General features: G+C 59.7%; 16 protein-coding genes and 1 tRNA gene. 11 read left to right on the top strand and 6 right to left on the bottom strand.

The annotated features are described in order from the left end of the window. Positions 1-62: 62 nt before the first annotated feature. Complete coding sequence (locus AC3EC3_RS06475; protein ID WP_488488785.1) at positions 63-2,366, top strand: EAL domain-containing protein; 2,304 nt, start codon at positions 63-65, stop codon at positions 2,364-2,366. A gap of 369 nt (positions 2,367-2,735) precedes the next feature. Here the strand turns inward: AC3EC3_RS06475 and zapE are convergent, their stop codons facing one another. From zapE to AC3EC3_RS06455, 4 genes are all read right to left on the bottom strand, one after another. Next, the gene (gene zapE, locus AC3EC3_RS06470) at positions 2,736-3,854 is read right to left on the bottom strand and encodes a cell division protein ZapE (RefSeq protein WP_488488784.1); all 1,119 of its coding nucleotides are present in this window, start codon (positions 3,852-3,854) and stop codon (positions 2,736-2,738) included. Further along, the gene (locus tag AC3EC3_RS06465; RefSeq protein WP_488488783.1) at positions 3,851-4,300 is read right to left on the bottom strand and encodes a PaaI family thioesterase; all 450 of its coding nucleotides are present in this window, start codon (positions 4,298-4,300) and stop codon (positions 3,851-3,853) included. Before AC3EC3_RS06465 ends, zapE begins: the two co-directional genes overlap by 4 nt. 24 nt (positions 4,301-4,324) lie before the next feature. Then, positions 4,325-5,107 carry a succinate dehydrogenase iron-sulfur subunit gene (locus tag AC3EC3_RS06460; protein WP_488488782.1) on the bottom strand — a complete coding sequence of 261 codons (783 nt, stop codon included), beginning with the start codon at positions 5,105-5,107 and terminating at the stop codon, positions 4,325-4,327. Between the two features lie 225 nt (positions 5,108-5,332). Continuing rightward, positions 5,333-8,074, bottom strand: a complete 2,742-nt coding sequence (locus tag AC3EC3_RS06455) for an Rne/Rng family ribonuclease (RefSeq protein ID WP_488488781.1) — start codon at positions 8,072-8,074, stop codon at positions 5,333-5,335. Positions 8,075-8,924: 850 nt separating this feature from the next. Here AC3EC3_RS06455 and AC3EC3_RS06450 point away from each other — a divergent pair. Then, the gene (locus AC3EC3_RS06450; RefSeq protein ID WP_488488780.1) at positions 8,925-9,596 is read left to right on the top strand and encodes an N-acetylmuramoyl-L-alanine amidase family protein; all 672 of its coding nucleotides are present in this window, start codon (positions 8,925-8,927) and stop codon (positions 9,594-9,596) included. Positions 9,597-9,648: 52 nt separating this feature from the next. Continuing rightward, positions 9,649-12,183: a penicillin-binding protein 1A gene (locus AC3EC3_RS06445; protein ID WP_488488779.1), complete on the top strand. Its 2,535-nt coding sequence runs from the start codon at positions 9,649-9,651 to the stop codon at positions 12,181-12,183. Between the two features lie 148 nt (positions 12,184-12,331). On the opposite strand, the gene AC3EC3_RS06440 is transcribed toward AC3EC3_RS06445, so the two are convergent. Next, on the bottom strand, positions 12,332-13,330 hold the full coding sequence (locus tag AC3EC3_RS06440; protein WP_488488778.1) for a cation diffusion facilitator family transporter: 999 nt from the start codon (positions 13,328-13,330) through the stop codon (positions 12,332-12,334). A gap of 43 nt (positions 13,331-13,373) precedes the next feature. After that, a complete protein-coding gene (locus AC3EC3_RS06435; protein WP_488488777.1) occupies positions 13,374-13,823 on the bottom strand; it encodes a hypothetical protein in 450 nt (149 codons plus the stop codon). Positions 13,824-13,943: 120 nt separating this feature from the next. Between AC3EC3_RS06435 and efp the strand changes: the two genes are divergently transcribed. From efp to AC3EC3_RS06395, 8 genes are all read left to right on the top strand, one after another. Then, positions 13,944-14,507: an elongation factor P gene (gene efp / locus AC3EC3_RS06430; RefSeq protein ID WP_488488776.1), complete on the top strand. Its 564-nt coding sequence runs from the start codon at positions 13,944-13,946 to the stop codon at positions 14,505-14,507. Beyond that, a complete protein-coding gene (locus AC3EC3_RS06425) occupies positions 14,507-14,995 on the top strand; it encodes a hypothetical protein (RefSeq protein ID WP_488488775.1) in 489 nt (162 codons plus the stop codon). The genes efp and AC3EC3_RS06425 overlap by 1 nt, the downstream gene beginning before the upstream one ends. A 64-nt stretch (positions 14,996-15,059) precedes the next feature. Continuing rightward, the gene (locus AC3EC3_RS06420) at positions 15,060-15,878 is read left to right on the top strand and encodes an inositol monophosphatase family protein (protein WP_260923619.1); all 819 of its coding nucleotides are present in this window, start codon (positions 15,060-15,062) and stop codon (positions 15,876-15,878) included. Between the two features lie 51 nt (positions 15,879-15,929). After that, positions 15,930-16,013: transfer RNA gene (locus tag AC3EC3_RS06415), tRNA-Leu, on the top strand. 205 nt (positions 16,014-16,218) lie between these two features. Further along, the gene (locus AC3EC3_RS06410) at positions 16,219-17,604 is read left to right on the top strand and encodes a TIGR03013 family XrtA/PEP-CTERM system glycosyltransferase (RefSeq protein ID WP_488488774.1); all 1,386 of its coding nucleotides are present in this window, start codon (positions 16,219-16,221) and stop codon (positions 17,602-17,604) included. Further along, positions 17,601-19,748, top strand: coding sequence for an XrtA/PEP-CTERM system histidine kinase PrsK (gene prsK, locus AC3EC3_RS06405; protein WP_488488773.1), 2,148 nt, complete (start codon positions 17,601-17,603; stop codon positions 19,746-19,748). Before AC3EC3_RS06410 ends, prsK begins: the two co-directional genes overlap by 4 nt. After that, on the top strand, positions 19,748-21,124 hold the full coding sequence (gene prsR, locus AC3EC3_RS06400) for a PEP-CTERM-box response regulator transcription factor (RefSeq protein WP_488489218.1): 1,377 nt from the start codon (positions 19,748-19,750) through the stop codon (positions 21,122-21,124). Before prsK ends, prsR begins: the two co-directional genes overlap by 1 nt. A gap of 61 nt (positions 21,125-21,185) precedes the next feature. Then, a complete protein-coding gene (locus AC3EC3_RS06395) occupies positions 21,186-21,782 on the top strand; it encodes a tetratricopeptide repeat protein (protein WP_488488772.1) in 597 nt (198 codons plus the stop codon). The last annotated feature ends 16 nt before the right edge of the window (positions 21,783-21,798 follow it).

Raw genomic sequence — 21,798 nt, 5'->3', positions numbered from 1 at the left:
GTTTTCGAGGCGGGGCCGGTGCTGTTCGCGCGAGAGGCTGAGTGGACCTGCGGAGGCGAACAGTGACTTTTTCACTACGTCAATTCATCCGCGGCTTCTGGCGCAATGCTCGTACCCGTATTCTTATGTGGGCGACGCTCACAGGCGTTCTTTGTGGCCTGACCGGAATCGGGCTGCCGGTCGAAGACATCCTGATCAATGCGCGTAATTATCTGAGGCTTCATCCGTCAAAGGGTGACATCGTGATGGTGCTTCAGGATAGCCGCACGTTGCAGAAACTGGATGCGATGGACGTGTCTCGTGCCGATGATGCCAAGGTCCTGGACAACTTGTTCAAGGCAGGCGCACGGCGCGTATTCTTTGACCGCGCGCTCTCGTACTATAATTCTCCTACAGATGATAAGAAATTCCTTTCAGTACTTTTGCGAAACAAAGGAAAGGTTTTCTTGGGGGCTATGCCAAACTCTGATGGAAGCGGTGGTAATTATGCGAAAATGCTACCGTCTAAAGAGTTTGCAGACCATGCTGAAGTGATTTCACTTCTAGGTGCGCATCACCCATTTAATTTAGGGGTGAGTTTTCCATATGCTTCAAATAGCCCGATGGGGATTATTCCAAGCATAGCGGCCTCAATTGCAGGTATAAAGGGTGATGTTAATCAAGTTTTTCGCCCTGATTATTCAATAGACCATAGAACAATACCAACTTTGAGCTATTTTGATGTCGAAAATGGCGCAAAAGGTATTGGTGTCGTTGAAGGGCGAGATGTGATAATTGCTCCCGGAGCGATTGCATATAACGATCTTCATCCTTTGGCTGGCCAAGGTTTTGTCGCTGGTGGGTATTTTCATGCGATTGCGGCCGAAACTCTTGAGAGAGGCCTACCTGTTAACCTGGGTTGGTTGCCTCCCTTTCTGATTGTGCTGGCGATATTGGTTACAGGTTTGAAGCGTGGCCAAGTGTTGGATGTCTATCGCTTCAGCGGCTTGGCCGTTGTTCTGATAGCGGCGCCGTTCGTGCTGGATTTGATTAGGGTGGAGGTCGCTGTATTTCCTGCACTTGCCTGTGCCAGTGTGGCGGTGTTTCGCATGCGAAACCTTGATCGGGTAGAGGTCGCTGGTGAGACGAACCTTGGCTCGGGACTGCCCAGTGTACATGCGCTGCGTAATTCAGCCGCTCGCTCCGGGCATATCCTGGTGGCGCTCAAAATCCGCAATTACGGGGCAATCATTGGCAGCTTTTCGGAGAAAGTTGAAGCGCAACTCGCTGATGAAATCGTTCGTCGCATCCGGATCAGCGACAGCGAGGCTGAGATATATCACGAGGGCGGCATGTTTATGTGGCTGTCGTCCATCAGTCAGGCTTTCGATATTTCGGAAAATCTGGAAGGGCTTCATCGCATTGTCCAGAACGGGATCCGTGTCGGGGGTCTTGATGTAGACCTCTCGTTTAACTGTGGCATCGATTCCGAGTTTGATCGGCTGTTGTCGACCCGGGTCGCAGGAGCCATGCAAGCCGCAGAAGAGGCCGTGCGCAATGATGAACTGGTCTACCACAGCCAGGGAGAGAAGCAGGAGTCGCAATGGGAGATCTCATTGCTTACCTCGCTTGATCGCGCGATCGATAACGGTGAGGTCTGGGTCGCCTATCAGCCGAAGTTTGACCTCCGCTCAAATCGGGTATGTGGTGCAGAGGCGCTTGTCCGCTGGACTCATCCCGTACGCGGCCCGATCGGCCCGGATAAGTTCATCCGTATCGCTGAGGAATTCCATCGGATCGAGCGCATAACACGCTTCGTGCTCGATGATGCAGTGCGTTGTGCAAAGGCGCTCGAGGTTGAGGGCCATGACATGGCCATAGCCGTGAATATCTCGGCTCAACTGCTTCGTAATCCCGGGTTGCCGAACATGATCGGTCAGACGCTGGAGGCGCATGATCTGTCTCCAGACAGGCTCGTTCTTGAAATTACGGAGACAGATCGCCTCGATCGAACGTCAAGAACGTTCCAGATGTTACAGCGCCTTGTTCAGATGGGGCTGAGACTTTCTATCGATGATTTCGGTACCGGAAACGCGACGATTGATTACTTGCGCTATCTGCCGGCAAGCGAAGTCAAGATCGACAAGGTTTTCGTTTCGGCAATGGAGACCAGCAAGGAAGACCTGTTGCTTGTGCAGTCGATCATCGAGATGGCTCACTCGCTTGACCGCACTGTAGTTGCGGAAGGGGTGGAGACGGCAGTGGTGCTGGAGATGCTTCGCGCACGGGGTTGTGACCTCGTGCAGGGCTATCACATAGGGCGACCTGTCCCATTCCGGGATTTTCAGACGCAGATCGGCCGGGAAGGTGCGCGGCGCACTGGTTAATATTTTCTTGAGAGATTGTTAACTCATTGTTATCCATGTGCACAGCCGCGGGGAAACGCGGCGGTTCACATGGGAAAATGATATGTACACTTGGATGTGGGGTGGCTTCGGCCGCTAATCGTCATCGTTCGTTATGACGAACGAGAGTCGATCGCATGATAAATGCAAATATAAAACGCGCGTCTGGCACTATGCCCGGCGCGCGTTTTCATTTTTCTATTGTTTGAACGACGTGGATTTTGCTTGGAGGGCCGGTTGGCCTCAGGCAGATTTCGGTCTTTGAGCGACTATTTTCTGCTTCGTCGTCTATGCAAGCGTAGTCTTCTGTTGATTAACTGCTCGGGCCGATTCGAGGCGGTTATCAGCTTTCTACTCGTCACCATGGCCTTTTGAGAGGTAGTCGGCACTCTGCATCTCGTTAAGGCGACTTATGGTTCTGTCGAATTCGAACCGGCCCGTGCCTGCCTGATAAAGATCTTCAGGTGCGGCATCGGCGGCTGTGATCAGCTTTACGTGATGTTCGTAAAGTGCATCGATCAGTGTCACGAACCGGGCAGCCTCGTTCCTGCGATCGGGGCCCATTTGGGGAATGCCGACAAGAATGACGGTGTGGTAGGCTCGCGCGATTGCCAGATAGTCAGACGCACCGCGAGGCTCTCCGCACAGGCGCTTGAAGCTGAATACGCCAACGCCTTTCAGGCTCTTGGGAACGTGGAGCATACGGCCGCCGCCGACATCCAGCTCCGCTGAAGGTACGTGCTCGGCATCTTCGGGGGGATAGTCGGTGAGGCGATAAAAGGCTTCACGCGTCTGTTCCGTCGCTGGATCGCCGAGCGGCATGTGCCATGTGGCCATACCTCCCAAGCGTTGCAGTCTATAGTCCGTTGGGCCATTGAGCGTCAGAACGTCAAGCTCGGTTTCGATCAGCTTGATAAAAGGCAGAAAATGTTCGCGGTTCAGCCCGTCCTTATAGAGTTGTGAGGGCGCGCGGTTGGATGTGGTGACAATTGTCACGCCTTCGTGGGCGATCAGCTGCGTGAACAGGCGGCTCATGATCATGGCGTCGGCAGAATTGTTTACCACCATTTCGTCGAAGGCAAGGCAGCGCAGGTTGCGAGCGATTGCAGCGGCAACGGGGGGGATCGGATCTCCGGACTCGTTCTTTCTTTCCTCTCGAAGCCGTTCGTGAACTTCCAGCATGAATGCATGGAAGTGGACACGACGCTTTTCCGGAATGTCGAGCGTGTCATGGAAAAGATCCATAAGCATCGATTTGCCGCGGCCCACGCCCCCCCACATGTACACCCCGCGAGGCGAGGGGGGCTTGCGGCCAAGCAGCTTGCCAAAGAAGGCACCGCCACCCGGTTTCGCACGGTAGAGTTCGCTCTGAAGGCGATCCAGTCGCTCCGCCGCAGCAGCTTGTTCCGAGTCGACCCGAAGTTCCCCGGTTGCGACCAGTGTTTCGTATCTTTCGTACATTCCAGTCATGGGCGTGGAGACTTACGTAGAGTTGCCAGGAAGCTGGACACGAGGTGTTCGCCTTGTTCCACGCTGCCGCGAAGAAAGATCAGGCGCCCTGTTTCTCGGACGACCTCGCTGGCGACATCGAGAGGCTCCCCTAGGTGGCCCGTGCCGATAAACTGGTTGTGAAGGTCCAGAGTGACTGCGCCCTCGGCACGTTCTCCAAGGCGCGAACGTGCTGCGGCGAAAATGCCCATATCGATGAGGGTGAGAATGGCGCCGCCATGAATGTTGCCGTGAGAGTTGCCGAGATGAGGCGCGGTGGCAGGTAATCTCAGGCGTATCTGTTCATGGCTGTCATGGCGCAGTTGAAGCGCGCCCAGAGCGTGAAACCCAAATCGAGATGCCTCAATAGGCCAGTCCAGCCAAGCGTCGGGCGCTGGCTGGACTGAAGTGTGATCGGTGTCGTGCAAGGCAATCGGTCCGTAGACCAGACGTCAGACCTGTCGTTCTGCCTGCATCTTCTTGATCTCGGCGATGGCGCGAGCAGGGGAAAGGCCCTTGGGGCACACATTCGCGCAGTTCATGATCGTGTGGCAGCGATAGAGGCGGAACGGATCTTCCAGCTCGTCAAGGCGCTCGCCGGTCATTTCGTCGCGGCTGTCGGCCAGCCAGCGATAGGCCTGAAGCAGGATTGCCGGGCCGAGGAACTTGTCGGAGTTCCACCAGTAGCTGGGGCACGACGTGGAGCAGCAGGCGCACAGGATGCACTCGTAAAGGCCGTCGAGCTTCTCGCGCTGCTCAGGGCTCTGCAGACGCTCCTTGCCCGAAGGCGTCGTCGAAACCGTCTGCAGCCAGGGACGGATCGAAGCGTACTGCGCATAGAAATGCGTGAAGTCCGGAACGAGGTCCTTGATCACGTCCATGTGCGGCAGCGGGGTGATGCGGATATCGCCCTTGAGGTCTTCGATAGCCGTGGTGCAGGCAAGGCCGTTGGCACCGTTCATGTTCATGGCGCACGAACCGCAGATGCCTTCACGGCACGAACGACGGAACGTCAGCGACGGGTCCATCTCGCTCTTGATCTTGATGATCGCGTCGAGGACCATCGGCCCGCAATTGTCGAGGTCGATCTCGAAGGAGTCATAGCGCGGATTCTCGCCGGAGGCGGGGTCATAGCGATAGACGGTGAACTTCTTCACGCGCGTCGCGCCCTCGGCCTTGTGGACGTTGCCGTTCTTGCGAATCTTGCTGTTGGCCGGGAGGCTGAAGGTCGCCATGAACAAATCCCCATTATCTTGCGTTGGGCCGAAGCCGCGTATGTTTATCCTCCCTCTAGCGATTCAGCGGCCCGGGGCAAGGGGGGAGAGGCCCTTCAGGCATGTTGAAGATATAAAACGTGCAGTTGCGTCTGACGCCATCGGTCGAAAGCACGCATGAAAAAAGGGGCGCGCCATTGCCCGTGAAGACAATGGCGCGCCCCCTCATTCCTCAGATCGGCTTATTTATTCGCCGAAAGTGCGCTGCCACCAGCCGCGACGCGGAGCCGCTGCGCCGTCAGCCGGGGCTTCGACGGGGGCGTCCTCCTGGGCGGCCGGAACTGCTTCAGGTTCAGCGACAGGGGCCTGCTCCGCTGCGGCTTCGGCTTCCACGTCGGCTTTCTTGCGGCGCGTGCGCTTGGGCTTGGCCGGTGCTTCTTCCACGGCAGCCGGAGCTTCTTCCGCAGGTGTAGCGTCCGCCTTCTTGCGGCGCGTGCGCTTGGGCTTTTCCGGCGCAGCCTCCGCCTCGACGGAAGGCGCTTCTTCCGCAGGAGCGGCATCGGCCTTCTTGCGGCGCGTGCGCTTCGGCTTCTCTGCCACTTCGGCCTCGGCTGCTGCCGGTTCCGGCGTCGCTGCGGCAACGGCGGCCGTCTCGTCGGCTACCGTGTCGGATGCGACGGTCTTCTTGCGACGCGTGCGCTTCTTGGGCGCTTCGGCAGCCACCTCAGCCGGAGCTTCGACGACAGGCGCTGCTTCGACCTCGATGTCAGCGGCTTCGATGGCCTCAGGCGCTTCTTCGTCTTCGGCCTCACCTTCGGTCTCGCCTTCGTTCAGCGCTTCCGTTTCATCGCCACGACGGCCACGGCGACGACGGCCTCCGCGACGACGGCGCTTCTTCGGTGCCTGAGCATCGTCGCTGCCTTCGGGGGCGTCGGCTTCCGCATCTTCGCCCTCATCGCCTTCAACGTCGACAGCGGTTTCGTCCTCGGGCGAGCCGGCATTGGCCTGATCGTCCTGACGGTCCTGACCGCGACCGCGACGACGGCGACGGCGCTTGCGGCGCGAGCCACCATCTTCGTTGGAAGCGGGCGCTGCGGCGCGCTCTTCGGCCTCTTCCAGTTCCTCTTCGGCGTACTCGTCCTCGATGAAGTCGTCTTCGACCTCTTCGGCGATCGGGTCGAAGCGGGGCACGAAGTCGTTGCGGGGGCCCGACGAGCCCACACGCATCTTGGCGCCTTCGTTCTCACCCTCGGGGATGACCTCGACGGTCACGCCGTAGCGAGCTTCGATATCCGCCAGATCCGCGCGCTTGGTGTTGAGCAGGTAGACGGCGGCTTCCGTGCTGGCGAACAGCTGGATGACGATGCCGCGACCCTTGGCGGCTTCGTCCTCGATCAGGCGCAGTGCCGAGAGGCCTGCCGAGCTGGCAGTGCGGACAAGGCCGGTGCCATCGCAGTGCGGGCACGAGCGCGTGGTCGATTCCAGCACGCCGGTGCGCAGGCGCTGGCGGCTCATCTCCATCAGGCCGAAGCTGGAGATGCGGCCGACCTGGATGCGGGCGCGATCGTTCTTGAGCGCTTCCTTCATCGCCTTCTCGACCTTGCGGACATTGGAGCCGTACTCCATGTCGATGAAGTCGATGACGACGAGGCCGGCCATGTCGCGCAGGCGCAACTGGCGGGCGATTTCGTGCGCAGCCTCAAGATTGGTGGCCGTCGCGGTCTGTTCGATGCCATGCTCCTTGGTGGCGCGGCCCGAGTTGATGTCGATCGAGACCAGTGCCTCGGTCGGGTTGATGACGATATAGCCGCCCGACTTCAGCTGAACGACCGGATCGTACATCGCGGTCAGCTGGTCTTCGGCGCCGAAGCGCTGGAACAGCGGAACAGGGTCGGAGTAGGGCTTCACCTTGCGCGCATGGCTGGGCATGAGCAGCTTCATGAAGTCGCGTGCGGCGCGGTAGCCATCCTCGCCCTCGACAACGACTTCTTCGATGTCGCGGTTGTAGATGTCGCGGATGGCGCGCTTGATAAGGTCGCTGTCCGAGTGGATCAGGGCCGGGGCTGCCGAGTGCATCGTGCGCTCACGCAGTTCGTCCCACAGGCGGGCAAGGTAATCGAAATCGCGCTTGATCTCGGTCTTGGTGCGCTGGAGTCCGGCGGTACGGACGATGCAGCCCATCGAGCGCGGCAGCTGCAGCTCGGCGATGATCGACTTCAGGCGCTTGCGGTCCGAGGCCGAGCTGATCTTGCGGCTGATGCCGCCGCCATGGCTCGAATTCGGCATGAGTACGCAGTAGCGGCCAGCCAGCGAGAGATAGGTGGTGAGGGCAGCGCCCTTGTTGCCGCGCTCTTCCTTGACGACCTGAACCAGCAGCACCTGACGGCGGTGGATTACGTCCTGGATCTTGTAGCGGCGGCGCAGTGCCATGCGCTTGGCGCGCAGGTCGTCAGCTTCCTTGGAGCGTCCGGAGTTGCGACCGCCCTGACGGCGGCGTCCGCGATGGCTGCGGCCGGTGTTCTCGCCCTCGGTTTCTTCTTCCTCGTCCTCGTCGAAGCCGCGCTCGACGTTGCCATCTTCGAGGATCGCGACCTCATCCTTTTCGGACGTATCGACTTCGGTCAGGCCGCCGTCTTCGTAATCGTCGCCATCATCCTCTTCGTCGGTCTCGCTGGCGCGCAGCGCGGCTTCCTCTTCGGCGTGCGCGGCTTCTTCCGCCAGCAGGGCCTCGCGGTCCTCCTTGGGGATCTGATAGTAATCCGGATGGATTTCGCTGAAGGCGAGGAAGCCGTGACGGTTTCCGCCGAAATCGACGAAGGCAGCCTGAAGCGAGGGCTCCACGCGCGTTACCTTCGCGAGGTAGATGTTGCCTTTCAGCTGCTTGCGGTCAGCCGACTCGAAGTCGAATTCTTCAATCCGGTGTCCCTTGAGGACCGCCACCCGCGTTTCTTCCGGGTGGCGCGCATCGATGAGCATGCGCGTTGCCATTGTAATATCTCCATTGGCGCCGCTGTCCGACCGGATCTTCCGGGAGGGCGCCATCAATTTCGGGGGTGCCCGACGCGGCTGGTTCATGCTCGCCGAAAGCGGCGGAGCCCATCGCGTTGCAGGGCAGGGTAAAGTAATGATCCAGGCGATCCGGTGCCTTGATCGCGAAAAGACATGTGTCGATCGGGCCCGCGCCTATGGCGGGCAATGCGACTGCAGCCATCAGGCCGCGCGGCGATTGAAATCGCGCGGCGCGTTGCAGCAATACCGGCCATGCCCTGACGGGCATTGGCTGGCGGGACTGCAACGTACTTCTCATGACTCGCGTCAACCTGCTGATCCGGAAAAGGATTTTTCCGGAGGTCGTGCCGGGAGCAGTGTTTCTGCAATCCGAGCCACGGCGTCTACTGGCGGAACCAGCCCGGATTTCAATATCCGGTCAAGGCACGTGGCCGGGATGCTCGTCGGGCTCCGGCCTGAGTGGCCTAGCATCCCTGTTCCTGAACGGCAAGTTACAAGGAGGTGACAGCACAGGAACTTTCGTTGCGTGGGCGGGGCTGTCGGGAATTGGGGCCAGAACGATTTCGGGGGAAACTGCCGGGGATGAATTGTCGAGGCGATTTCTGCGCCCTAACCTTTGTTCATGTCGCGTCGCGCCTTGTCATTGCCGTTGGTGATCGCTTGCATCGCAGCGGCGGTATCGGCCATCGTACTGGTGCTGGTTTCGCACGCTGCCGTCATGGCTGCTCGAGCTGACGACAGTGCGGTGCTGCGTTTCGATATGCCGATGCCGGGCCTGGCTGTCGGGTTGCCTCGTATCGATGGACCTGCCGATCCATCGCGCCCGCTGGTGGTGATCGATGCAGGTCATGGTGGGTTCGATCCCGGAGCAGGGCAGGGTGGGCTGCACGAAAAGGATGTGGCGTTGGCAATTGCGCTGGCGGTCCGAGCGCGCCTGATCGAACAGGGAGGCGTTCGTGTGGCGCTAACTCGCGATACGGACCGGTTCGTCTCTCTGCATGATCGTCCAGAGATTGCGCGTCGCCTGAACGCGGATCTGTTTATTTCGATCCACGCGGACAGCGCGCCGGAAAACACCGCGCGTGGTGCAAGCGTCTATGCACTTTCGGAGAAGGGCTCTGAAGAGGCTGCGCAGCGCTTTGCGTCAAGCGATGCACAGAACGGCAGAATCAACGGGGTGGCGCTTTCGCATGTGGATCAGGGTGTAGGCTCGATCCTGCTCGACCTTTCACAGCGCGGCTCGCAGGTCCAGTCGGCGCGGATGGCGGGCATTCTTCTGCGCGAACTTTCCGGTAAGGCCGGGCTTCATCGCGACAATGTGCAGACTGCGGCGCTGGCAGTTCTGAAAGCCCCGGATATTCCTTCAATCCTGTTCGAGACCGGTTACATCAACAATCCGGAAGATGCCGTGTTTCTAGGCTCTTCTCGAGGGCGCCAGGTGATCGCCGATGCCGTGGCTCGGGCGATCCGCATCTATTTTGCTACGAAATCCGGTCTTTGAGGCGCCTCGTGTCTGGTCTTGCCTAAATGGCTCGTGCTAGAGGGCTGCGGCAATGACCGACGCCACATTCGAACCGGAAGAGCCGCAAGGTCCAGATGGACATTACACGCTGCGGCGCAAGGGAGGCGGTCGCTTCGGCGGCCTGACAGGCAGGATCGCTGCCAGTTGGAAGCGTCGCAAGTGGTTGCGTCGTTTTTCCTATCTCCTTCTGGCGGGGTTTGTCGCGCTTTCCGGGCTCTGGATTGTTTTCACGCGGGATTTGCCCGATGCGAATACGCTGCTGACCTATCAGCCGCCGTTGCCGACCATGGTGCGTGATGGCGACGGTGCGATCATCTACAGCTATGCGCGTGAACGCCGCGTCCAGTTGCGCTTCCAGGATATTCCGCCGCAGGTCTACAATGCCTTCCTTTCAGCGGAGGATCGTACCTTCTGGACGCACGGCGGCGTAGATCTGGGCGGTCTGGCGGGGGCGGTTCTCGATTATGCCTCGAAGTTCGGCTCCGGAGCGCGCGCCAAGGGCGGCTCGACGATCACCCAGCAGGTTGCCAAGAACATCCTGATCGGCGACGAATATTCGGTTACGCGCAAACTCAAGGAAATGGTGGTCGCCCGCCGTATCGAGGAAGCGCTGACCAAGCAGCAGATCCTTGAGTTGTACCTCAACGAGATCCCTCTGGGTCGCCGCTCGTTCGGCGTGCAGGCAGCTGCGCGGGCTTACTTCGACAAGGACGTCGATCAGCTGACGCTCGCACAGAGCGCGTTTCTTGCGATCCTGCCGCGCGCGCCCGAGATCTATGGCCGAAAGAAGGCGGAAGACCGGGCGATCGAGCGCCGAAACTGGGTGCTCGATCAGATGGTGCGTAATGGCTGGGCAAGCCGCGCTGCCGCAGAAGATGCCAAGGCCCAGCCGCTGGGGCTGGTGACACAGCGTGCCGACGCCTGGGATCCGTCGTATGGTTACTTCATCGAAGAGGTGCGCCAGCGCCTGATCGACAAGTATGGCGAGAATGCCAAGGATGGACCGAACAGCGTTTATGCAGGCGGACTGTGGGTGCGAACTTCGCTCGATCCGCAAATGCAAGGTGCGGTTCGCGATTCGCTGCGGGCACAGATGCTGCAATTCCAGGGCAACGGCCCCTGGCATGGGCCAATTGCGCACATCAGTTCGCTGGATAACTGGCAGACACAGTTGATCGTGTCGAACAAGTCGGTTCACTATAAGAACTGGCGGGTGGGCGTAATTCTCGACGGCAGTCAGATTGGTTTTACCGACGGAAAAACCGCATCGCTGACGAATGTTCCGGACCGCGCCAAAGTGGGTGACGTCGTCGTCGCCGAGCCGGTATCTGCCAGCACGTATGCGGTCAGGACCATTCCCGAAATTTCGGGTGGCATGATTCTGGAGCAGCCCGGTAGCGGCCGTATCCTGGCCATGCAGGGCGGCTTCGATTCCGGTCTTGGCAGCTTCAATCGTGCCATTCAGGCCGAACGACAGCCGGGCTCGACGATCAAGCCTTTCGTCTATGCCACGGCACTTCAGGCGGGCATGACCCCGGCCTCGCAGGTCCTCGACGGTACGTTCTGCGTCTATCAGGGCGGATCGCTCGGCCAGAAGTGTTTCCGCAACTTCGGCAACGAAGGCGGCGGCGGCATGCATACGCTGCGCTGGGGGCTTGAGCAGTCGCGCAACCTGATGACTGTGCGTATCGCCAATGAAACGGGAATGCCGCGCGTCATCCGCACGTTCCACAATTTCGGGATAGGCGATTACAAACCCTATCTTTCATTCGCACTGGGCGCAGGTGAAACCACTGTCTACCGCATGACCAATGCCTATTCGGCAATGGCGAATGACGGCGTGCAGTATCCCTCGTCGTTCATCGACTATGTGCAGGACCGCAACGGTAAAGTGATCTGGTCTTCGGACAGCCGCCACTGCGATGCGTGCAACATGCCCCAGTGGGACGGCAAACCGATGCCGCGTATCCAGCGCAAGGGCAAACAGGTAATCGATGCCGACACGGCATATCAGGTGATCCATATGCTGGAAGGCGTTGTGATCCGCGGTACGGCCGCACGCCTGCGGGCACTGAACCTGCCGTTGTTCGGCAAGACCGGCACCACCAACGGCCCGACCGACGTCTGGTTCATGGGCGGCAATCAGGACTATGTCGGCGGCGTCTACCTTGGGTACGATAATCCCCGTTCGCTTGGCGGCGCGGCGCAAGGCGGTCGCATCGCCGCTCCGGTCATGCAGCGTGTGATCGAGGCGACGCGCGAGCGCTGGAGCACGAGTCCGCTGACCGCGCCGGCGGGTATCCGCATGGTTCGTATCGACCGTGTCACCGGTAAGCGGGTCTTCGGGGTCGAGCCGACCGACGATCCCAAGGCGGCGGTTATCTGGGAAGCGTTCAAGCCCGATATGGAACCGCGCAAGTATACGGCAGAAGACGAATTTACGCGTCGTCGCGATGCATTGGTCGCGCAGATTCGTGATGCACGCGATGCTCGCCAGCATGCCGCGCAGGCACAACAGCAAGCAGACCAGCAGGACTTCGCCTCGCAGTTCGGTGGCGTCTACTGATCTGAGAGTCCGTTTGAAAATTCGCGGAAAGCGAATTTTACGGCGCCAGCCCTCTCCCCCACCCTGCCACCCAACGGTAGTATCCTGCGGGTGGCAGGGTGGGGGAGAGGGCCGGCGCCGCCTCAAAAATGCCTCTCAAAGGCATTTTTCAAACGATCTCTGAGAGCTGTTTCGAGTGACCGGTGAAGGCGTTTTCGCGTTTTTCCGGGCGGATGTAGATCGATGTAATGGCAGGGGAGAGCGCCTTCATGCGCTCTTCCAGTCGCTCGATCAGCGTTTCAGCTTCCCCCATGGGCAAACTGTCCGCAAAGTCCGCGCTGATGGCGACAAATACAGCCTTCGGCGCCGTATGGATGGTGCGGATGTGATTTACTGCATCGATGTTCGGTTCTGCGTCCAGTACGGCTTGAAGGCGGCCGATAAGTTCTGGGTCTGCAGCTTCCCCGATAAGCAAACCCTTGGCTTCCCGCGCGAGCAGCATGGCTACGCAGGCCAGCACCATGCCGATTGCGACTGAAGCGGCGCCGTCGATCCGCGCATCTTCGAAATGGCCACTGCCCCACACGCCCAGGCCTGCGATGATCAGGCCGATCAGTGCCGCGCTGTCCTCGAACAGCACGATGAACCCTGACGGATCTTTCGAGCGGTGAACGGCCTGCCACCACGAAAGTTTGCCCCGTCCCGTATCGAATTCCCGGACAGCCACTATCCACGAGGCGCCCTCAAGGAGAAATGCAATGCCAAGGACAATGTAATTCAGCGTTGCGTCCGCGATAGGGTGCGGGTTGCGGATGTGGTCGATGCCTTCGTAGATCGAAACGCCGGCGCCAACTGCGAAGATCAGGATCGCAACTACGAATGCCCAGAAATAGAGTTCGCGGCCGTAGCCGAAGGGGTGCGCTGCATCGGGTGGGCGGGCGGCGCGCTTTTGGCCGTGAAGAAGAAGGATCTGGTTTCCGCTGTCGACGAGCGAATGAACGCCCTCTGTGGCCATGGAGGACGACCCGCTGATCGCGGCGGCAATGAATTTGGCAATGGCGATGCCGACATTCGCTGTAAGTGCGGCGTAGAGCACTATATTGGCGCGAATCGCATCCAGTGTCGCCGGTGGAGCGGGAGGCGCCGTTTCTTCAATTTCTCTGGGCATCAGCCCGGAACGAATGAATCGCTCCGGTGTTTCGGCTGCTGCGTTACTTTACGTGGGCGGATAGTACGCAGCGCATGTCGCTATCGGTGCCGTCGGCATTGAGCTTGCGCAGGAAGCCGTTGGATATCCGGTGGAATGCCAGGCCTTTCAGGACGCCGCCTGTCATCTGGACCTTTTCTCCAGTGTAAAGATAACTGCCTCGCACGCCCTGTGCTTTGTAGCTGGAGCCGATGACGACCTGAAAGTCGAAACTGTCCATCGGCTTGCCAACTGCGCCAGTTGCATCGCCGGGCATCTCGCACTCATAGTGGCCTAGTGGCAAGGTATGCAGCGGACCGCCAGGTACCGGTGGGGGCGTCCCCTTCGAGGCGATGGCGCTGCCTGTTGTGCCGAGCATCACCAAGGCTATACCCGAGGCGGCGAGCCGCGAGAAGGCGCGCCGAATATCGGCGGTGCTGCGGAAAATACGGGAGGTCGGCAGGGTACGGTTCATGGCACCCAGCGCTAGCACCGCCGCGAAGCAATTGCCACAGGCACGGCGGTAAGCTAAGGGCGCAATCCTTCCTGCCCTGTACGGGCTGGACAGCTCTTTCCCAGGTCAAGGCTCAAGCTCATGAAGATCAGCGGCGTCGACATTCGCCCCGGTAACATTCTCGAATACGAAAAGGGTATCTGGAAGGTCGCCAAGACCCAGCATACCCAGCCCGGCAAGGGCGGTGCCTTCATGCAGGTTGAGATGAAGAACCTGATTGATGGCCGCAAGACCAACGTGCGTTTCCGCAGCGCCGATACGGTCGAGCGCGTGCGCCTCGATACCAAGGACTTCCAGTTCCTTTATGTCGAAGGCGACCAGCTGGTGTTCATGGACATCGAGACCTACGACCAGATCCAGCTGCCTTCCGATCTGCTCGGCGATGCCGTTGCCTTCCTGCAGGACGGCATGCAGGTTCTGCTCGAGCTGTGGGAAGAGCGTCCCATCTCGGTTCAGTTGCCGGAACAGGTCGAGGCGACCATCGTTGAAGCCGATGCCGTCGTCAAAGGACAGACGGCATCGTCGAGCTACAAGCCGGCCATTCTCGACAACGGCGTGCGCGTCATGGTTCCGCCTCATATCGAGAGCGGCACGCGCATCATCGTCGAAGTCTACGAGAAGGCCTACGTGAGGAAGGCAGATTGATGCACACGTTCAAGACCACGATCCTGGCAGCCGCGGCTTTCGCCGTGGCGGCAACGCCTGCTCTGGCCGCAGCGCCTGCCAAGAAGGCAGCAGCCAAGCCGGTTGCGCATGCTCCCGCCGCTTCGCTGCCGCAGCCGCCCGCTTCGGAAGCCGAAGTGAAAAACGCGATGCTGTACCTCAAGGTGCTGATCAGCGGTCTTGAATCGAAGAACGTTGACCAGCCTGCCAAGGGTGCGCTGGTCGGCTGCCTTTACAACAACTCGCTGGGTAAGATCACGCATTCGATGGATGAAGTGATCAGGCAGAATCCGGAGAAGATCCATCGCGAGAACATGAGCGAGCTGCTCAGCGCGATGGTGATGATCTGTGGTTACAACCCTGCCGAGGCCAAGTCGGGCGCGGCGCCGGGTGGGCCGTCTGCTCCCTCTGGCGCTGCCGTCGGCCCGACCGACAAGGACGGCGCAGCTTCGGCTTCCAGCGGTCGCTGATATATCATGCAGCGGGGGACTATCTCGTCTCCCGCTGTTGGCACTTACTAAAGAGTAGATTGAAATGGCCATTTCCGGTCTCATTCGCGTGATGGAGAAGGCGGCCCGTAAGGCGGGTTCGCGTCTGCGCCGCGATTTTGGTGAAATCGAACACCTTCAGGTCAGCCGCAAGGGGCCTTCAGACTTCGTGTCGAAGGCCGACCAGGCTTCCGAGCGCACGATCTGGGACGAACTGCGTGCTGCTCGCCCGGACTGGGGCTTCCTGTTCGAGGAAGCCGGCGAGATCGAGGGCGATCCCAACAAGCCGCGCTTCATCGTCGATCCGCTCGACGGCACCACGAACTTCCTGCACGGCATTCCGCATTTCGCGATTTCGATCGCCGTCCAGGAACCGCGTCTGGATGGAAAGGGCTGGGGAGAGGTGACTGCCGGGCTGATCTACAACCCGGTAACGGACGAGAGCTACTGGGCCGAAAAAAGCCGGGGGGCATGGCTCCACGACGCACGCCTGCGTGTCTCATCGCGTCGTCATCTTGACGAAAGCGTCATCGCGACCGGTATTCCGTTCGCCGGGCATGGTGATGCCGGGCAGTGGACCAAGATCTATCACGCTCTGGCGCCGCAGGTTGCCGGGATCCGTCGTTTCGGCGCTGCTTCTCTGGATCTGGCCTGGGTCGCGGCAGGGCGTTACGAAGGCTTCTGGGAAGCGGACCTCAAGCCCTGGGATACGGCGGCTGGCTGCCTGCTCGTGCGCGAGGCCGGTGGTTTCGTGTCCGACTGGAAGGGGCGCTCGAACGTAATTTGCGATACGGAGATTCTGGCAGGCAATGATGCGCTGCACTCGCGTCTCCACAAGATCGTTGCGACGGCGCTGAAAGACTGACTTGAGCAAGGGCGCGTAGGCGGCTAAGGCCGCCTCCACGTCCGGTTATGTGCCCCTGTGGCGGAATGGTAGACGCGAACGACTCAAAATCGTTTGTCGCAAGGCGTGCCCGTTCGAGTCGGGCCAGGGGCACCATTCCTGAAGATGACATGCGCGATTGCCGTATTTTGGCGTAGGCTTGTAAAGCATGCCGACAGAGCAATCGTAAGGCGATTGGCGGATTTCCGCCGGTTGGCGCGGTAAATGGCATTAATGCTGTCAGATTTACCGACATTTTACGTCTTTCATCCTAGCTTGGCATGGTGAACGCTGAGCGTGCAAGGATGATTGGCACTCGACGATGATTCGTCTTTTCAAACACTACATTCCCCATGCGGTGATTCTGCTCTGGCTCGTCGATGTGCTGTTGCTTGTCGGCGCCAATGAATTGTCGTGGCGGCTGCGCGCCGACCAGATTGGCATGAATGCAGGGACATTCGCCGATCGCGCTGGGGGGCATGGGGCGTTCGCTGTCGTGATCTCGCTCGCGATGATGGCTGTCGGCGTTTACGGGGGGGAGGCATTACGCTCCATCCGCTTTGCCGCAGCGCGCCTGTTGGTCGCGATTTCGTTAGGCGTCATTGCACTATCCTTCGTGGATTTCGTGACGGGCGGACAGAACTTCTGGCGGTCCACCCTGGCCTATTCCATGGCCTTTGCCATCGTGCTGCTGATCCTCAACCGGCTGCTGCTGGGTGGTGTTCTGGGTACATCGGCGTTTCGGCGCCGGGTCCTTGTGCTTGGCGCGGGTGAGCGGGCGAAGCGCCTGCGTGATCTAGCCGAGCGGCCCGAGAGCGGCTTTGTCATCGTCGGCTATGTCGGCATGAGCGATGGGTCGCCCGTGGTCGAGGAAGCGATTTCACGCGCTGCGATCCACAATCTGACCCGTCACGTAGAGAATATGGGGGTTAGTGAAGTCGTTCTTGCTCTTGAGGAACGCCGTAACGCGCTGCCGCTGAAAGATCTCTTGAGGATCAAGACGGCGGGCGTGCATGTTAATGAATTCTCGAGCTTTCTTGAACGAGAGACCGGGCGTGTCGATCTTGACACCGTCAATCCCAGTTGGTTGATCTTTTCGGATGGCTTCTCTTCCGGGCGAGCCATATCCAGCGCTGCTAAACGGATTTTCGATATCTGTGTCAGTGCGCTGCTACTGGCGATCACGGCGCCGGTGATTCTGCTCTTTGCGCTTCTGGTGAAGATCGACAGCAAAGGGCCGGCGTTTTACCGTCAGGTGCGTGTCGGCCTGTACGGGCAGCCGTTTCATGTCATCAAGCTTCGCTCCATGCGTACGGATGCGGAAGCTGCGGGCGCACAATGGGCATCCAAGAACGACCCTCGTGTCACCCGGATCGGACGGTTCATCCGCCTTGTGCGTATCGACGAACTTCCGCAGGCCTGGACCGTGCTCAAAGGGCAGATGAGCTTTGTCGGCCCGCGCCCGGAACGCCCGCAGTTCGTCTCCGAACTCGAGGAGCAATTGCGCTACTATGCCGAGCGTCACATGGTGAAGCCCGGCATTACCGGATGGGCACAGATCAATTATCCCTATGGTGCTTCGATTGAGGATTCGCGCAACAAGCTCGAGTACGATCTTTACTACGCCAAGAACTACACGCCGTTTCTCGATTTGATCATCATCCTGCAGACGCTGCGGGTCGTACTGTGGAGCGAGGGCGCGCGATGAACGTGCTGTTTGCCGCCAGTACCTGGGAGCGTATCGGTATTGCGCTGGATGTGACCGCCGCCAGTGCCATGTTTGCCGCTGTTCTGTGTCTGCTACCGCGTCGCGATCGTCTTGGCGCAGCAGGAACGCCGGTCTTGATCGCGCTGGTGCTGACGGCGGTATGGTGCCTTGTTGATGCTGCGCTGGGCAGTGAAGGTGTGGACAGCACATTCCCTTCGGTGCTGGAAAGCGCCCGAAACGTAGGGTGGTTTTTTGCCATTTATCGCATGTTTCTGGCTGATGGCCGGGAAGAAAACGTCGCGCCGGTGCGTCTGGTCATACTTTCTCTGACTTTCGTCGAGATATTGCATGTCATTCTGGATATTGCTTTGGCAACCGGCCTTCTGGAGACTGATGTCAAGGCGGTTGCGACGGGCGTGGAACTTCTATTCCGGCTGCTGGCAACAGTGGGCGGCTTGGTACTGATCCATAATCTATACGTTGGCGCAGCGACCGACGCCCGCCGGATATTGCGTTGGCCGGTGCTTGGAATAGCCGTTGTCTGGGCTTTTGAGCTTAACCTTTATACAGTGGCTTATCTGGCTGATCGTTGGCCGTTGGAGTTGGCGGCCTTTCGAGGCGCTGCAGCGCTGGCGTTGGCTGCTTGCATGGGCGTTGCAACTGCGCGCGATGCGGATGCGCTGCGTTTGCGGCCGTCGAGAGCCGTCGCGTTCCAGACATTTTCGTTGCTGGTCATCGGCCTCTATCTCATCGCGATGGTGGTTGTCGGGCAATGGCTGTCCTATGCGGGCGGTGACATGGCAAGCCTTGTCGAACTCACCTTTCTGACATTCGCAAGCGGGTTGGCGCTGGTCGTGCTGCCCTCGCGCCGGCTGAGGGCCTGGATGCGTGTCATGTTGGTTAAGCACTTCTTCCAGCATCGCTACGATTATCGCGATGAGTGGTTGCGCTTCGCGCGTACGGTCGCCAGCGACGTTGCCGGGGCACGGCCGATCGGGGAACGTGTCATTCAGGCGGTTGCGGACGTCTTCGACTGCCCGGCAGGGGTGCTTCTGACGCCGGCAGATTGCGGTGATCTGGCTGTTGCCGCGAGGTTCAGTTGGCCCGATCTGGAGGTTCCTTCCGTTGCATGGGATGCCCTTCACGTGGGCTATTTCGAGAAGAGCGGTTTTATCATCGATCTTGATGATTTGCGCGGCGATGGAAGTGAGTTCTGGCCTCAGGCGAATGACGTTCCCGATTGGCTTCTTGATGACAGCCGGATTTGGGCTGCGGTGCCGCTCATCCACTTCGAGCGGATCGTTGGCATGGTCTTGCTGGCGCGGCCGCCGATGGCGCGGCGTCTGGATTGGGAGGACTTCGATCTGTTGCGCGTAATGGGGCAGCAGGCCGCAGCGTTTCTGGCGGAAAACAGCAGCCAGGAGGCGCTTGCGGATTCGGCCCGGTTCGACGAGTTCAATCGCCGCATTGCCTTTGTCATGCACGACATCAAGAATCTGGCCAGCCAGTTCAGCCTGCTTGCCCGCAACGCTGAACTTCACGCGGAAAAGAAGGCGTTCCGCGATGATATGCTGGTGACATTGCGAAGCTCTTCGGAAAAGTTGAATGCCCTGATCGCCAGGCTGTCACGGTACGGGACCGGCGGGGTGGAGCGCGTCGAGGTGATACGCGCAGCGCCACTTGTACAAGCCGTAGCCGATCGATTTGCGGGGCGACACGGCGTCTATGTGACATCAGCAGCCGATCTGGCAATCATTGCCAATGGGCATTCGCTGGAACAGGTTCTGGTCCATCTTGTCCAGAACGCCGCTGATGCGAGTTCCGAGAATGCACCGATTTGCCTCTCCTTGATCGCAGAAGGCCTCAGCGCCAGGATCGATGTGGTCGATAGCGGTTCTGGTATGTCAGCCGAATTTGTGCGCAGTCGCCTGTTCAAGCCTTTCGTGTCCACGAAGTCTGGCGGTTTCGGGATCGGTGCATTCGAAGCGCGCGAGCTTGTCCGGGCGATGCATGGGCGGCTGGATGTGGAAAGCCGTGAAGGATTGGGCTCGCGTTTCACGATCCATTTACCGCTCGCCACGGCCTCTCTCGAATCGGGATCAGCAGGTGCCGTATCCGATGAAACGCACCAGAAAGTAGCATGATGAGTGATGAAGGCCTCAAGGCACTCCCCAAACTTCTCATTGTCGAGGACGATGCCGGCCTGCAGGCGCAGCTAAAGTGGGCTTACGAGGATTTTGATGTCGTTCTGGCAGGAGATCGCGCCTCGGCAATTGCGTTATTGCGTGCCGAGGCCCCTGACGTTGTGACGCTGGATCTTGGTCTTCCGCCGGACCCGGACGGGACGAGCGAGGGGTTCGCCGTCCTGGATGAGATTATGGCAATCAAGCCGGATACGAAAATTATCGTCGCGAGCGGACATAATGCCCGTGAGAGCGCTCTGCAGGCGATCGCTCGTGGCGCTTATGACTTTTACCAGAAGCCTGTGGACATTGATGCACTTGGGTTGATCGTTCGTCGTGCGCAGCAGTTGCGCCGACTGGAAGACGAAAATCGCCGGCTGGCGGAACGTGTGGATGAAGGCGGACAGGTGTTGGGGCGCCTGGTCACGGCAGCGCCTGAAATGGTCAAGGTCGCACGGACTATCGAGCGGGTTGCGGGTACTTCGGTTTCGGTCATGCTGCTGGGCGCAAGCGGAACCGGCAAGGAACTGCTGGCGAAGGGCCTGCATGAGGCAAGTGGCCGTGCGCATGGGCAGTTTGTGGCCATAAACTGCGCAGCTATTCCCGAAAACCTGTTGGAGAGTGAACTTTTCGGGCACGAAAAGGGGGCCTTTACCGGGGCCGTTAAAACGACGCCGGGAAAGATCGAGCAGGCTGCCGGTGGTACGCTGTTCCTGGATGAGGTTGGCGACATTCCGCTTCAGCTTCAGGTGAAGCTTCTGCGTTTTCTGCAGGAGCGGGTTATCGAGAGGATCGGCTCGCGAGAGGCAATCGCGGTCGACACACGGATCGTCTGCGCTACGCACCAGAACCTTGAGGCTATGATTGCGGACGGGCGTTTCCGCGAAGATCTCTATTATCGCCTCGCTGAAATTGTCGTGCGAATTCCTGCGCTTGCGGAGCGTCCAGGAGATGCGGTGTTGCTCGCCAAGGTGTTCCTGCAGCGGCATGCGCGTGAGATGAACCCACAGGTGCGCGGCTTTTCCATCGACGCACTGGCTGCCATCGATGCATGGAACTGGCCCGGTAACGTGCGCGAACTTGAAAATCGGGTGAAGCGGGCCGTCATCATGGCTGATGAAAAATTGGTGAGTGCCGCAGATCTCGACCTGCTCGATCCCGACGAGCAGGTGCTCGGCGCGCTCAACCTCAAGGCCGCACGCGAGCAGGCGGATCGCAAGGTGATTCGCCATGCCCTGGCGCGTAGCGAGGGGAATATTTCCAGTACGGCCAAGCTCTTGGGCATCAGCCGACCGACGCTTTATGACCTTCTCAAGCAGTACGAACTGCAGGCCTGATCGGGCGCGGCTCCGTCGCTCGCTGCCGCCACCCAAGTCGCTTCCTGGCGCCCGCATTCTGGTGGCGCTCGTCGTGCCGCTCTTGGTCATGGCAGGAATGGTGGCCAGTCTGGTCGTTCACCCTGCCGCTGTTGTTGCACGACAGGATGGTCCGGGTGTCCTGATCGGAGAGGCGCGCGATGCCTTGCGCAGCGGGGATGGGATTGCTGCGGAGATGAAGCTGCGTGCGGCGCTGGCAGGGGGGGCGAGCCACGCCGAAGTCGCGGCTTATATGGGCGAGGCATATATCGTCCAGTCTGATCCGGATAATGCTCGTAAATGGCTGGAAGCAAGAGATTTTGATGCACCTTCCGCACCGGAGGGCTGGCGTAATCTGGCGCTTGTCGAACTGCAGGCCGGGAATATCGGGGCTGCAGGAGAGGCCTATCGCAAAGCCCTGACGCTGGCGCCGAACGATGCCGGGTTGTGGGTGGAAGTCGGTCGCTGGAACTACGCGGCAGGGCGCCATCTAGATGCGATTGCAGCGGCAAGGCGCGCTATCGAACTCGCGCCGGACAACGTGCAAGCTCTTCGTTTCGGGGCACAACTTTTGCGCGACAGCCAGGGACTTGCGGCGTCTCTGCCGTTGTTCGAGCACGCCCTGAGGGTCGATTCCTAAGACGCTGGCGTTCTGA

The organism is Novosphingobium sp. BAM6, from assembly GCF_057784955.1.
The sequence above is the reverse complement of the archived record's forward strand: the minus strand, read 5'-3'. Positions and strand labels throughout refer to the sequence as shown.